Source organism: Paracoccus aminovorans, assembly GCF_900005615.1.
Lineage (GTDB): Bacteria > Pseudomonadota > Alphaproteobacteria > Rhodobacterales > Rhodobacteraceae > Paracoccus > Paracoccus aminovorans.
In genome coordinates this window covers 2,695,905-2,709,924 of record NZ_LN832559.1, presented here as the reverse complement: position 1 = coordinate 2,709,924, position 14,020 = coordinate 2,695,905, and the positions used below count along the sequence as shown (strand labels likewise).

The 14,020-nt window shown below is 68.5% G+C and carries 11 protein-coding genes; 10 read left to right on the top strand and 1 reads right to left on the bottom strand.

Going from position 1 to position 14,020, the window contains the following annotated elements:
• The first annotated feature begins 13 nt into the window (after window positions 1-13).
• From JCM7685_RS13420 to JCM7685_RS13405, 4 genes are all read left to right on the top strand, one after another.
• A complete protein-coding gene (locus JCM7685_RS13420) occupies window positions 14-973 on the top strand; it encodes an alpha-E domain-containing protein (RefSeq protein WP_074966114.1) in 960 nt (319 codons plus the stop codon).
• 9 nt (window positions 974-982) lie between these two features.
• A complete protein-coding gene (locus JCM7685_RS13415) occupies window positions 983-1,795 on the top strand; it encodes a transglutaminase family protein (RefSeq protein ID WP_074966115.1) in 813 nt (270 codons plus the stop codon).
• 73 nt (window positions 1,796-1,868) lie between these two features.
• Complete coding sequence (locus tag JCM7685_RS13410) at window positions 1,869-2,594, top strand: proteasome-type protease (RefSeq protein WP_074966116.1); 726 nt, start codon at window positions 1,869-1,871, stop codon at window positions 2,592-2,594.
• Window positions 2,595-2,694: 100 nt separating this feature from the next.
• On the top strand, window positions 2,695-4,083 hold the full coding sequence (locus JCM7685_RS13405; protein WP_074966117.1) for a glycosyltransferase 61 family protein: 1,389 nt from the start codon (window positions 2,695-2,697) through the stop codon (window positions 4,081-4,083).
• Here JCM7685_RS13405 and mutS read toward each other — a convergent pair.
• Window positions 4,047-6,677, bottom strand: a complete 2,631-nt coding sequence (gene mutS, locus JCM7685_RS13400; RefSeq protein ID WP_074966118.1) for a DNA mismatch repair protein MutS — start codon at window positions 6,675-6,677, stop codon at window positions 4,047-4,049. The genes JCM7685_RS13405 and mutS overlap by 37 nt on opposite strands.
• Window positions 6,678-6,833: 156 nt before the next feature.
• On the opposite strand from mutS, the gene JCM7685_RS13395 reads away from it, so the two are divergent.
• The 6 genes from JCM7685_RS13395 to JCM7685_RS13370 all read left to right on the top strand — a co-directional run bounded on the left by JCM7685_RS13395 (window position 6,834) and on the right by JCM7685_RS13370 (window position 13,871).
• Window positions 6,834-7,673, top strand: a complete 840-nt coding sequence (locus JCM7685_RS13395; RefSeq protein WP_074966119.1) for a 2-keto-4-pentenoate hydratase — start codon at window positions 6,834-6,836, stop codon at window positions 7,671-7,673.
• A 136-nt stretch (window positions 7,674-7,809) separates the two neighbouring features.
• The gene (locus tag JCM7685_RS13390) at window positions 7,810-8,916 is read left to right on the top strand and encodes an ABC transporter substrate-binding protein (protein ID WP_074966120.1); all 1,107 of its coding nucleotides are present in this window, start codon (window positions 7,810-7,812) and stop codon (window positions 8,914-8,916) included.
• 182 nt (window positions 8,917-9,098) lie between these two features.
• Entirely contained in the window at window positions 9,099-9,947 is an 849-nt protein-coding gene (locus JCM7685_RS13385) for an ABC transporter permease (protein ID WP_074966121.1), read from the top strand.
• Window positions 9,944-10,726, top strand: a complete 783-nt coding sequence (locus JCM7685_RS13380; protein ID WP_074966122.1) for an ABC transporter permease — start codon at window positions 9,944-9,946, stop codon at window positions 10,724-10,726. The genes JCM7685_RS13385 and JCM7685_RS13380 overlap by 4 nt, the downstream gene beginning before the upstream one ends.
• Complete coding sequence (locus JCM7685_RS13375) at window positions 10,723-11,757, top strand: ABC transporter ATP-binding protein (protein WP_074966123.1); 1,035 nt, start codon at window positions 10,723-10,725, stop codon at window positions 11,755-11,757. The genes JCM7685_RS13380 and JCM7685_RS13375 overlap by 4 nt, the downstream gene beginning before the upstream one ends.
• Window positions 11,758-11,900: 143 nt before the next feature.
• Complete coding sequence (locus JCM7685_RS13370; RefSeq protein WP_074966124.1) at window positions 11,901-13,871, top strand: Hint domain-containing protein; 1,971 nt, start codon at window positions 11,901-11,903, stop codon at window positions 13,869-13,871.
• Window positions 13,872-14,020: the final 149 nt, after the last annotated feature.

Below are 14,020 nucleotides of genomic sequence, written 5' to 3'. Positions count from 1 at the left end.
AAAGGGGCCAGCCATGCTCAGCCGCACCGCCGCCAACCTGTTCTGGATGGGTCGCCACCTGGAACGCGCCGAAACCGCCGCCCGGCTTCTGGACGTGGGCGAGCGCATCACCCTGCTGCCGAACACGGCCGAGGGCTATCGCAACGAATGGGAATCGCTTTTGCGGGCCTCGGGCGCGCGCGAGGCCTTCGCCGGGCGCCACGGCGACGCCATCAACCAGGAAAACCTGGTGGATTGGCTGTTCTTCGACCAGGGCAACCCGTCCTCGGTCGTCTCGTGCCTGGGGCAGGCGCGCGAGGGCGGGCGCATCGTCCGCACGGCGCTGACCAGCCAGGTCTGGGACGCGCTGAACACCGCCTACCAAGAGCTGCGGGCGCTGGAGAGGCAGCCGCGCCAGCGGCTGGACACGCCGATGCTGACCGATTTCACCACCCGCCACGGCGCCACCGTCCGCGGCGCCATCAACGCGACGCAGCTGCGCAACGACGGCTGGCATTTCGTGAACCTGGGCTATGCGCTGGAGCGCGCGGACGCCACGGCCCGGCTTCTGGACGTGAAGTATTTCGTGCTGCTGCCGCGGGTGGAGTTCGTCGGCTCCGGTCTCGACAATTACCAGTGGCAGGTGATCCTGCGGGCGCTTTCCGCGCATCGGGCCTTTCACTGGGCCTATGGCGGCGAGGTGACCGCCAGCAAGGTGGCGCATTTCCTGATCCTGAACGGGGAAAGCCCGCGCTCGCTGCTGACCTCGCTCTACGAGGCGGTTTGGCACCTGGACGGTCTGGCGCGGCGCTATGGCGAGCAGGCGCCGGCCACCGCCTCGGTCCAGGCGCGGGCGACGCTCGACGCGCTGATGGCCCGCGACATCGAGGCGATCTTCGACGAAGGGCTGCACGAGTTCCTGTCCTGGTTGATCAACGAGGTGGCCGGCATCTCGAACGCCGTGCACGAGGATTATCTGAGCGGACGGATGTAGGGGGGCGGCATGCGGCTGAAGATCACCCATGAGACGGGCTATCGCTACGACCATCCGGTGCGGGGGTTGGTGCAGAGCCTGCGGCTGACGCCTTCGATCCACGCCGGGCAACGGGTGACGGACTGGCGGATCGCGGTCGCCGGCGGCCAGCGCGGCGCGGGCTTTCGCGACGGCGCCGGCGACTGGATCGAAGCCTGGACGGTGCGCGGCCCGGCCGACGAGGTCACCGTCGCCGTCGCCGGCGAGGTCGAGACCCGCGACACCGCCGGCGTGCTGCGCGGTCACCGCGAGACGATCAGCCCGCTGGTCTATCTGCGGCCGACCGCGCTGACCGCCGGCGACGCCGCCCTGCGCGACCTGGCCCATGCCGAGGGTGGCGAGGATGCGCTGGATCTGGCGCATCGGCTGTCGGCCGCCGTGGCCCGCGCCATCGCCTATGAGCCGGGCGTGACCGGGGCCCAGACCTCGGCCGCGCAGGCCCTGGCCCTGGGGCAGGGGGTCTGCCAGGACCATGCCCATGCGCTGATCGCCTGCGCCCGCGAACGGGACCTGCCGGCGCGCTATGTCTCGGGCTATCTGCATTCCAATATCGACGGCCAGCCGCATGACGCCGCCCATGCCTGGGCCGAGATCCATGTCGGCGCCCTGGGCTGGGTGGGCTTCGACGCCGCCAACGGCTGCTGCCCGGACGACCGCTATGTGCGGCTCGGCTCGGGCCACGATGCCGACGATGCGGCGCCGGTGCGCGGCACCGCCTTCGGCCCGGGCCGGGAAAGCCTGGCGGTGCGGGTGCAGGTCGAGGAGATGGGCCAGGAGCAATGACCGCCCTTGCCGTTGCGAAACCCGCCGCGCCGGCGTATGTGCGGCGCAGTTTTCCACAGCCAGCGGTCGGGCGATGACCTATTGCGTCGGTTTGAAGTTGAATGCCGGGATGGTGCTTCTGTCCGATACCCGGACCAATGCCGGGCTGGACAATGTCTCGACCTATCGCAAGATGTTCTTTTTCGAGGAGCCGGGCGAAAGGGCGATGGTCATCATGGCGGCGGGCAGCCTGTCGGTGACCCAGACCACCATCGCCCGCCTGACCGAGGCCATCGAGCTGCCCGAGGCCGACGGGTCGGGTTCGATCATGCAGGCGCACAGCATGCTGCAGGTGGCGACCATCGTCGGCAACACGCTGAACCGCACCCTGCGCGAGATTTCGGACCGCACCCGCGAGCTGCAGCAGCAGGCCACCGCCAGCATGATCCTGGCCGGCCAGCGCCGGGGCGGCGAGATGCGGCTGTTCCTGATCTATCCGCAGGGCAATTTCATCGAGGCGACCGAGGACACGCCCTTCCTGCAGATCGGCGAGCACAAATACGGCAAGCCGATCCTGGACCGCGTGGTGACGCCCCGGACCAGTCTGGCCGACGCGCAAAAGGCGGTGCTGCTGTCGATGGATTCGACCCTGCGCTCGAACCTGTCGGTGGGGATGCCGCTGGACCTGGCCGTGATCGCGCGCGACGAATGCAAGGTCGGCTACAAGCGCCGCATCCCCGAAGGGGATCCGGCCTTCATGGCGATGTCGGCGGCCTGGTCGACGGCGCTGCGCGACAGTTTCGGCAAGGTCTCGCTGTAGCGTTAATCCTTCGTTCATCTTTTGACTAATTTGCATTAACCATTTCTCAGGACCCTGTCGGCGGCGTGCGGGCCGCCCGACGGCCGGGATGGAGAGTGTGATGCAGATCGAGTTTACGCGGCCGCCAATGACCTTGTTCCACATGCCGGGGCTGCATCCCGGCATTTCTTACCTTGGCCCGGCGCCGGACTGGATCATGCGCCCCGTCGCGGGCGCCGAGATCCGGCTTTTCGCCGAAAGCGACGACGACGCCCTGCGGGCGAACCAGCAGAATGCCCTCGACCGCCAGCAGGAGCGGCTGCTGACCACGGTGATGGAGATCAACTGCGCCCCGGTGGTGCTGGAGAATGCGGTGTTCTCCAAGGGGGCGGCCGCCATCGACGGCAGGTTGTGGCTGAACGGCGCCGCCGGGGGCCGGCAGCGGACCCGCTTCGACCAGCAGAATCGCGCCGACTGGCGGCAGAGCCGGCTGCACTGGGCCTTTCGGCGGGCGCGCAACGGCGCGGAATTGCCGCTGCCGGTCTGGGAGAACCGCGCCCGCGGCCTGCCGGTGGCGATCGAGCTGAAGAACGGGTTCAACTACTATCATTTCACCGCCGAGACGCTGGGCTGCCTCGCCCCCTTCGTCGGGGACGAAAGCGACCAGCCCATCCGCCTGCATCTGCCGCAGGACAATGCGCGCGGCTTCGTCATGGGTTTCATCCAGGCGGTGTTTCCGACGCTGGCCCCCCGGATCGAGATCGTCGCCACCTCGACCGGCTATGACCGGGTGCGGGCGCATTACAGCCACCGCCATTACCTCTATCAGGTCGCGGACCCGCGCATCCGCCAGGCCGTCGAGCAGGAAGGCGTCGATCCGCGCTGGCAGGACCATATCCGGTCCGAGCCGCTGTATCGCAAGAACGTCGCGATGGCCTCTTACGACAGCAGCCTGCGCGCGTTGCGCGACCATGCGCTGCGGCAGGTGCCGCCCGGGATGGTCCGGCGCATGCCCCGGCTGGTCTGGATGGGCCGGGACGAAAGCGGCGCCGCCCGCGCCCGCGGCATCACCGGCGCCGAGCCGCTGCTGCAGGCCTTGGCCGGGCGCGGTTTTGTCCAGGTCGCCTTCGAGCACCTGACGCCCATCGAACAGATCGCGCAGATGCAGGCCGCGGACGTCCTGATCGCGCCGCATGGCGCGGGCCTTGCCAATATGGTCTATGCCAAGACCGGCGCGCTGGTGATCGAGATCGGCACCCGGCAGACGCAGCAGCATCGCTGGGGCGACTTCCTGCCCCAGGCGCATGTCTCGCGCTGCCGCTACGACACGGTGTTCGCCGATGTTGCGGGCCTGTCCCAGCTGTCGCGCATTCCGCCTGTGTCGCAGGGGCTGCTGGGGGTGCATGTCGGCAAGCGTGCGGCCCGGCGCATCCTGGACCTGGTCGACGAGTTCCTGTCCGAGACGGGCCTGGTTCAGGAGCCCGAGGCCAGCATGGCGCGCAATTCATAGACCAGGTCCAGCGCCTCGCGGGCGCTGATCGCGTCGGGGTTCACCTCGCGCAGCCGCGCCTCGACCGCCGAGGCGCGCGCTGGCGGCGCAGGCGGCGGCGCGGCGCGGAACAGCGGCAGGTCGTCGAGCAGGGCTGCGGGCTTGCCCGTCCCCTGCCGCTCGCCGCTTTCCAGCTGGTGCAGGATGTCGCGGGCGCGTTCCACCACCGCGTCGGGCAGGCCGGCCAGCCGGGCGACCTGCACGCCATAGCTGCGATCCGCGGCGCCCTTCCTGACCTCGTGCAGGAAGATCACCTCGCCTTCCCATTCGCGCACGGCGACGGTGGCGTTCTCGACCCCCGGCAGCCGGGCGGAAAGGCTGGTCATCTCGTGGTAATGCGTGGCGAAAAGCGCCCGGCAGCGGTTCTTGCCGTGCAGGTGCTCCATCACCGCCCAGGCGATCGACAGCCCGTCCCAGGTCGCGGTGCCGCGACCGATCTCATCGAGGATCACCAGCGCGTGGTCGTCGGCCTGGTTCAGGATCGCCGCCGTCTCGACCATCTCGACCATGAAGGTCGAGCGCCCGCGCGCCAGGTCGTCGGCGGCGCCGACGCGGCTGAAAAGCTGGCTGACCAACCCGACATGGGCGCGGCTGGCGGGAACGAAGCCGCCGGCCTGCGCCAGGATCGCGATCAGCGCGTTCTGGCGCAGGAAGGTCGATTTCCCGGCCATGTTCGGCCCGGTCAGCAGCCAGATCGCCGGCGTTTCGCCCGTGGTCAGGGCGCAGTCGTTGGCGACGAAAGCCTCGCCCTTGCGCTTTAGCGCGCGCTCGACGACCGGGTGGCGCCCGCCTTCGATCACGAAGGCGCGGCTGGCGTCGACCTCGGGGCGGGACCAGCCCTCGCCCGCGGCCAGATCGGCGAAAGCGGCGGTCAGGTCGATTTCGGCCAGGGCGCGGGCGGCCTGGCCGATGGCGCCGGCGCGGTCCAGGACGGCGCGGGTCAGGCGGGCAAAGACGCCGCGCTCGATCTCCAGCGCGCGGTCGCGGGCGTTCAGGATGCGGGTTTCCAGTTCCGACAGCGCGACGGTGGTGAAGCGGATCTGGTTCGCGGTGGTCTGGCGGTGGATGAAACGCTCGTTCAGCGGCGGTGCCAGCATCCTCTCGGCATGGGTCGAGGTGGTCTCGATGAAATAGCCCAGCACGTTGTTGTGCTTGATCTTCAGGCTGGTGACGCCGGTTTCCGCGATGTAATCGGCCTGCATCCGGGCGATGACGCCGCGGCCTTCGTCGCGGAGCGCGCGGGTCTCGTCCAGGTCGGGGTCAAAGCCCGGCGCGGTAAAGCCGCCGTCGCGGGTCAGCAGCGGCGGCTCGGCCACAAGCGCCTCGTCCAGAAGGTCGATCAAGGCGTCGTGGCCGGTCAGGTCGCGCGCGGCCTCGGCCAGCACCCGCAACTCGTCGTCGCCGAGCATCGCGGCGATGCGCGCGCCCTGGGTCAGCCCGGCGCGGATCGCGGCCAGGTCGCGCGGCCCGCCCCGGTCCAGCGCCAGCCGCGACAGCGCGCGGTCCATGTCGGGGGCGCGGCTCAGTGCCTCGCGCAGGTCGGCGGTCAGGCGCGGGTCGTCCAGCAGATGCGCCACGGCGGCCTGCCGGGCATGGATCTGGTCCAGGTCGCGCGACGGCGCGCTGATGCGGCGTTCCAGCAGCCGGGCGCCGCCCGCCGTCACCGTGCGGTCGATGGCCGCAAGCAGCGAGCCTTCGCGGCCGCCGGAAAGGGATTGCGTCAGCTCCAGGTTGCGTCGCGTCGCCGCGTCGATCTGCATGGCGCCGCCCGGCGCCTCGCGCACCGGCGGGCGGATCAGCGGCATCCGGCCCTTCTGGGTCAGCTCCAGATAATCGGCGATGGCGCCCATGGCGGACAATTCCGCCCGGGAAAACTGGCCGAAGCCGTCCAGCGTCTCGACCTGGAACAGCGCGCAAAGCCGGCGCGTGCCGGCGGCGCTGTCGAAGCTGCCCGCCGGCAGTTCGGTCAGCGCGCAGCCCGCCTCGCGCGCGGTTTCGTCCAGGCGCGCGCCCTCGGCGGCCAGCAATTCGCGCGGCGCGTGGCGGGCGAGTTCGGGCGCCAGCTTCACCTCGGGGCAGGGCATGACCCGGAACTCGCCGGTCGAGATGTCCACCCAGGCCAGCGCGGATTCGTCGCGCACCGCGGCGAAGCAGGCCAGGAAATTGTGCCGCCGCGCCTCCAGGAGCGATTCCTCGGTCAGCGTGCCGGGGGTGACCAGCCGCACCACGTCGCGGGCGACCACCGATTTGCTGCCGCGCTTCCTGGCCTCGGCCGGGTCCTCCATCTGCTCGGCGATGGCGACGCGGAAGCCCTTGCGGATCAGCGCCAGCAGATAGCTTTCGGCGGCATGGACCGGCACGCCGCACATCGGGATCGGCTCGCCCAGATGCGTGCCGCGTTTCGTCAGCGCGATGTCCAGCGCGGCCGAGGCGGCCAGCGCGTCCTGAAAGAACATCTCGTAGAAATCGCCCATGCGATAGAACAGCAGCGCGCCGGGATTGGCCTCGCGGATCGCCAGATACTGGGCCATCATCGGGGTCGGTTGTTCGCTCATGCGCTGCCTTTTCGCCTGCGGTGCCGCCGTTCTAGGGGATGCGCGGGCCGATGCAAACAGGATTGGGCCAAGATACCGGCAGGGCGTGAAAAATCCCGGTGACAGCGGCGCGCCGTTGCGGCATCGTCTGCCGAAATACAACCGCGAGGCCATCGCATGAGATCCGTGATTCTGGGCATGTTGTTCGTGTCGCTGGCGCAGGCTGCGTCCGCGGCCTGCCCGGATGTCTCGCTGATGCAGAACGCGGCGCGGGGCTGGATGGCCGGCCAGCGCCTGCCCGACCCGCTGGTGCGCACGGTCGAGGACGGCGCCTGCGCCTATGCCGCCTTCCGCGGTATCCTGGAGGCCCAGATGGGGCCGCCGGTGGGGGTCAAGGTCGGCTTCACCTCGGCGGCGGCGCAGGAACGCTTCGGCGTCTCGGCCCCGCTGGCCGGGGCGCTGTTCGCGCCGATGCTGGTGCCGGACGGGGCGCGGCTCAGCCTCAAGGGCAGCCGCACCCCCTATTTCGAGGCCGACCTGGTCGTCACCGTGGGCAGCGCCGCGATCATGCGGGCGACCACCCGCGAAGAGGTGGCGGCGGCGCTGAAGGACGTGCGGCCCTTCATCGAGGTGCCCGACATCGCGCTGAAGCAGGGCGTGACGCCCACCGGCCCTTTGCTGGCGGCCTATGGCGTGACCCCCTGGCGCGGCGTGCTGGGACGCGGCATCCCAATGTCGGAACTGGCCGATCCGGTCGCCGATCTTGCCGGGCTGACGGTGACCCTGAAGCTGGACGGCAAGGCCGTCGGCACCGGCTCGGGCGAGATGCTGCTGGGCCATCCGCTGGACGTGGTGCTGTGGCTGGTCCGGCAGCGCAGCTATGAGCTGAAGCCGGGCTCGGTCATCTCGCTGGGGTCGCTCGGCAAGCTGCATCCGGCCTATGTCGGCCACCGGGTCGAGGCGGATTACCGCGTCGGCGGCAAGGCGATGAAGGTGGGATTCACGCTGGCGCCATGATGACGTCGCGGCCGGCGCGGCCGCGCTTGCGGAAAATTCCTTTGCCTTGCGGGGGCTGGTGTCGCAACACTGTCACCCGGGGCCGCTAGGTGGCAAGCCGGCCGCCACGGCGGGCGTTCTGTAACGGAGTTGACCAATGACCATCCAATCGACCGCGGCGGGACTTGCCGCCCTGACCCTGCTGGCGAGTTCCGGCGCCGCGCTGGCGCAGGACCTGGCGGCGCTGGAAGAGGCGGCCAAGGCCGAGGGCATGCTGACCACCATCGCCCTGCCGCATGACTGGTGCAACTATGGCGGCGTGATCGAGGGCTTCAAGGCCAAGTATCCCGGGATCAAGGTCAATGAGCTGAACCCCGACGCGGGCTCGGCCGACGAGATCGAGGCGATCCGCTCGAACAAGGACAACAAGGGCCCGCAGGCGCCGGACGTGATCGACGTCGGCCTGTCCTTCGGCCCGCAGGCCAAGGCAGACGGTCTGATCCAGCCCTACAAGGTCGCGACCTGGGACTCGATCCCGGACGATGCCAAGGACGCCGAGGGCTATTGGTACGGCGACTATTACGGCGTCATGGCCTTCGGCGTGAACTCGGACCTGATCGACGAGGTGCCGAAAACCTGGAAGGACCTGACCAAGCCGGAATACGCCAACGCCTTCGCGCTGGCCGGCGATCCGCGCGCCTCGGCCCAGGCGATCATCTCGGTCATGGCGGCGGGCATCGCCAACGGCGGCGAGGCCGGCGAGGCCTCCGGCCAGAAGGGCATGGAACTGATGGCCGAGGTGAACAAGGCCGGCAACTTCGTCCCGGTCATCGGCAAGTCGGCGACCATCGCCCAGGGCGCGACGCCGATCGTCACCGCCTGGGACTACAACCTGCTCAGCTGGCGCGACGGGCTGAACGGCAACCCGCCGGTCGAGGTGGTGATCCCCGAGGACGGCGTGGTCGCGGGCGTCTATGTCCAGGCGATCTCGGCCTATGCGCCGCATCCGAACGCGGCCAAGCTGTGGATGGAATACCTGTATTCCGACGAGGGGCAGCTGGGCTGGCTGAAAGGTTATTGCCACCCGATCCGCTTCAACGACCTGGTCGCGAACGGCAAGGTGCCGCAAGAGCTGCTGGACGCGCTGCCGCCGGCCGCCGCCTATGAAAAGGCGATCTTCCCGACGCTGGAGCAGCAGGAGGCCAACAAGAAGGCCGTGACCGAAGACTGGGACAAGGTCGTAGGCGCCGCGGTCAAGGAGTAACCGACGATAAACGAAAAGCGTGTACGCCGGTCGTGCACTGCTTTTAGGCGCGGCGTCGTCCAGAAGGGCGGCCCGAAGGGCAAGGCCCCGCCCGCATTGCGCTAAGGCGGGCGGGGCGACAAGGCAACCGGCCGCGCCGGAAAGACCGTCACGGGCGCAAAGGGCGCCGGCAGGAACCACGCATGACGCGACTGAACTGGAACTGGCTGGGCGTGGTGCCCTTTTTCGCCTTCGCGGCGCTGTTCCTGATCTTGCCGACGATGAACATCGTCATCGGCGCCTTCCAGAACCCCGAAGGCGGCTTCACGCTGTCGAACCTCGCCGGGCTCGCCTCGCCGCGCATCGTCGACAGCTTCGCGATCTCGATCAAGGTGTCGCTGGCCTCGGCGGTGCTGGGCTGCCTGATCGGTTTCGCCATGGCGGCGGCGGTGGTCATGGGCGGCGTGCCGGGCTGGATCAAGGCGCCGCTGATGACCTTTTCCGGCGTCGCCTCGAACTTCGCCGGGGTGCCGCTGGCCTTCGCCTTCATCTCGACGCTGGGGCGGGTCGGGCTGGTCACCATGCTGCTGCGGCAATGGTTCGGCATCAACATCTATGCCATGGGCTTCAACCTGCTCAGCTTCTGGGGCCTGACGCTGACCTATCTGTTCTTCCAGATCCCGCTGATGATGCTGATCATCACCCCGGCGCTGGAGGGGTTGAAGCGCGAATGGCGCGAGGCGGCCGAGGTGCTGGGTGCCAGCACCTTCCAATACTGGCGCATGGTGGCGCTGCCGATCCTGTTCCCCTCGCTTCTGGGCACCTTCGCGCTGCTGTTCGCCAACAGCTTCGGCGCGGTGGCGACGGCATATGCGCTGACCGGGTCGTCGCTGTCCATCGTGCCGATCATGCTGTTCGCGCAGATCCGGGGCGACGTGCTGCAGGACCCGCATCTGGGCTATGCCATGGCCTTCGGCATGATCGTGGTCACCGGCCTGGCCAACCTGGCCTATGTCGTCATGCGCGCCCGCGCCGAAAGGTGGATGCGATGAAGCGGCTGTGGTCCTGGGCGGCGCTGATCGTCGGCGCGCTGTATTTCCTGCTGCCGCTGATCGGCACCATCGAATTCTCGCTGCGGATGCGGCGCGGGGAATATTCGCTGGACGCCTATCGCTCGGTCCTGGCCGACCCGGCCTTTCGCGCCACCTTCGGCTATTCCGTGATCATGGCGCTGCTGACCATCGTGCTGGGGGTGCTGATCGTGGTGCCGACCGCCTATTGGGTGCGGCTGCGCCTGCCGCGGCTGCGCCCGGTGATCGAGTTCATCACCCTGCTGCCGCTGGTCATCCCGGCCATCGTCGTCGTCTTCGGCTATATCCGGCTTTACAACACCAGCTCGATCCTGCCGCTGACCGGCACCGCCTCGGGGACCAACCTGCTGCTGCTCTGCGGCTATGCCACGCTGGCGCTGCCCTATATGTATCGCGCCGTCGACACCGGGCTTTCGACCATGGACGTGCGCTCGCTGACCGAGGCCGCGCAATCGCTGGGCGCCGGCTGGACCCGGATCATCGGCCGGCTGATCCTGCCCAATGTGCTGGGCGCGGTGATGTCGGGCGCCTTCCTGTCCTTCGCCATCGTCATCGGCGAATTCACCATGGCGGCGCTGCTGAACCGCCCGGCCTTCGGCCCCTATATGCAGCTGCTGGGCGCGAACCGCGCCTATGAGCCGGCGGCGCTGGCGGTGATCGCCTTCGCCGTCACCTGGGGCTGCATGGGGCTGATGCAGCTGATCTCCCGCCTGTTCGGCACACGGATCCAACCGACATGACCTTCCTGACCCTCGATCACCTGCAGAAATCCTTCGGCCCGACCAGGGTGGTCCACGACTTCGACCTCGCCGTGGACAAGGGCGAGTTCGTGTCGTTCCTGGGCCCCTCGGGCTGCGGCAAGACCACGGTGCTGCGCATGGTGGCGGGGTTCGAGACCCCCAGCGCCGGCCGCATCGTCATCGACGGCCAGGACGTGACCCGGTCGCGGCCGAACCAGCGCCGCATCGGCATGGTGTTCCAGGCCTATGCGCTGTTCCCGAACCTGACCGTGGCGCAGAACGTCGGCTTCGGGCTGAAGGTCGCGGGCGTCGCCCGGGCCGAGCGCGGCCCCCGCGTGACCGAGATGCTGGAGCTGATCGGCCTGTCCGATCTGGGCGGGCGCTATCCGTGGCAGCTGTCCGGCGGCCAGCAGCAGCGGGTGGCGTTGGCCCGGGCGCTGGCGCCGCGGCCCCGCGTCCTGTTGCTGGACGAGCCGTTGTCGGCGCTGGACGCCAAGATCCGGGTCAGCCTGCGCAACCAGATCCGCGAAATCCAGCAGCAGCTGGGCATCACCACGATCTTCGTGACCCACGACCAGGAGGAGGCGCTGTCGATCTCGGACCGCATCGTGGTCATGCACAAGGGCGTCGCCGACCAGACCGGCACCCCGGCACAGATCTACAACCAGCCCGCCACCGATTTCGTCGCCGGCTTCGTCGGCACGCTGAACCGGTTCGAGGCCGAGGTGCTGGACCCCGCCCGCGGGCTGGTCCGCGTCGAGGGGGCCGAGATCGCGCTGGACCGGCCGCTGCCGGCCGGCCGCATCACCCTGGCGGCGCGGCCCGAAAGCCTGCGGATCGCCGAAGAGGGTATCCCGGCCGAGGTCACCGGGGCCGAATTCCTGGGCTCGGTCCAGCGGCTTCGCCTGCTTGCCGGCGGCCGCGAGGTGGTGCTGGACCGCTTCAACGCCCCCGGCACCGAACTGCCGCGCCCCGGCGCGCAGCTGCGCCTGGCCGCCCCCGCCAGCGGATGGCTGGTGCTGGGCGCCTGAGGTGCCCGCTTCGCACCTATCGAAAAGGATAGCTGAACTGTTCCCGCTGGAATGGTTTAAATCGGCATGAATTCGCCGATTCGGCGCTGTTCCCCCGCGGAAAACCGCCCCCCTGCGCATTATGAGTTCTGGAGAGTTTTATTATGACCACGTTTCCCGGGACGCCCGGTAACGACAGCATTGTCGGGTCGGATAGCAACGATACCATCACGGGCGGTGCCGGCAACGACACGCTGGACGGAGGCCGCGGCAGCGACCTAGTCGATGGCGGCAGCGGCGCGGATCTGCTGATCTGGGAGGCCGATCCCGACAGCTCCGGCGCGCATGACGTCTATCATGGCGGCGATGGCGCCGACGGCTACGATCCCAGCGTCTATTCCTCTGCCGGCGGCGACACGCTGAGCATGGTTTCCTCGGGCTCGGACGGGTTCACGGTGACCTTCACGGACCCGAATTCGGGCTCGGCCCAGGATGGCCATGGCAACACCCTGTCCTTCGACGGGATCGAGCGCGTGTCCACCGGAGCGGGCAACGACTACATCGATGCCACCGGCGCCGCGCCGGTCAATGAGCAGGGCATCCGGGTCTATACGGGTGGCGGCAACGATACGGTCATTGCCGGCAGCGGCGACAACTACATCAACACCGGCGACGGCGATGACCTGGTCCAGGGCGGCGACGGCTATGACGTCGTCGAGTCCGGTCCCGGGAACGACACGGTCTATGGCAACGGCGGCAAGGACGGCTTGCGCTGGGGCGACCACAGCTACGACGGTCCGATCGGCAACGATGTCTATTACGGCGAATATGGCGGGCAGGGCGGCCATGCCCTTGGCCACATCGACCCCGGTTCGGAAAACACGCTGAACGCCTGGCAATACGACAGCGCGGGGAACGGCGTTAAAATCGTCCTGGACAGTGCGACCAGCGGCACGGTCGATGCGACCGGCAACGCCACCGGCCATCTGGACTTTTACGAGATCAACAACGTCATCACCCATTCCGGCCGCGACACTGTGGATGGCTCGGCGGCGGGCGTGGACGGTTTCCGGACCAACACCTTCTGGGGCGATGACCTGATCCTGGGCAGCCGCGGCGACGACACGCTGGAAGGCGGCTGGGGCGCCGATACGATCAACGGCGGAAAAGGCAACGACATCATCTCGATGACGGGCGAGTTCTACAACCTCCAGGGAGCGGCGCTGGATTCCGATGTCGACACCCTGGTGCTGGAGGACGGTTTCGGCCGCGACACGGTGGTCGCGTTTTCCTTTGGCGATTCGGTCGATGGTTATGGCGATCCGGCACCCGCCGACCGGCTGGACGTGACCAATCTGCACGGTGTCGGCGGCGGCGATCTGCATCTGGACGACATCGCCGTCCGGGGCGACGTCGACCAATGGGGCAATCACTTCGCGGTGATCCGGTTCCCCAATGGCGAAGAGCTTTGGCTGCCGGGCGTCGACCCCGCCTATCTGACCCGCGAACGTCTGCACTCGATGGGCATTCCCTGCTTCTGCCGGGGCACCCTGATCGGCACGGATCGCGGTGAAATCCCGGTTGAACAGCTTGCGGTTGGTGATCTGGTGATGACGCGCGACCATGGGTTGCAGCCGATCCGCTGGATCGGCGGCCGGGCGCTGGACGCCGTCGATCTGGCGCTGGCGCCGAAGCTGCATCCGATCCGCATCCGCGCCGGGGCGCTGGGCCACGGCCTGCCGCGCGCCGATCTGATGGTCTCGCCCCAGCACCGGGTTCTGGTGCGCTCGGCCATCGCGCAGCGCATGTTCGGCGCCCCCGAGGTGCTGGTCGCCGCCAAGCAATTGCTGGCGATCGAGGGCATCGAGCAGGTCGCGGTCGAGGCGGTGGAATATTTCCACATCCTCTTCGACCGGCATGAGATCGTGCTGTCGAACGGCGCCGAGACCGAGTCGCTCTATACCGGACCCGAGGCGCTGAAATCGCTGGGCGAGGCAGCGCGGGAGGAAATCCTGACCCTGTTTCCCGAACTGCGCGACGGTCCGGCCGAGGCCGTCCGTCCGCTGATTCCGGGCGGCAAGGCCAGGCAGATGGCCGAGCGCCACCTGCGCAATGGAAAGGCGCTGATCGGCTAGGAGAGACAACCAAAAGGTGAAATGCGGGCCGGAACACGGCCCGCTGCCTGCCCGAAAGGACAGGTAACGGCATTTTGGTCATTTCAATCTAATCCGCCCCGGATAGGTGATTCGGGCGGAGTGTTCATTCGCGCCTCTGGCCTATCCCC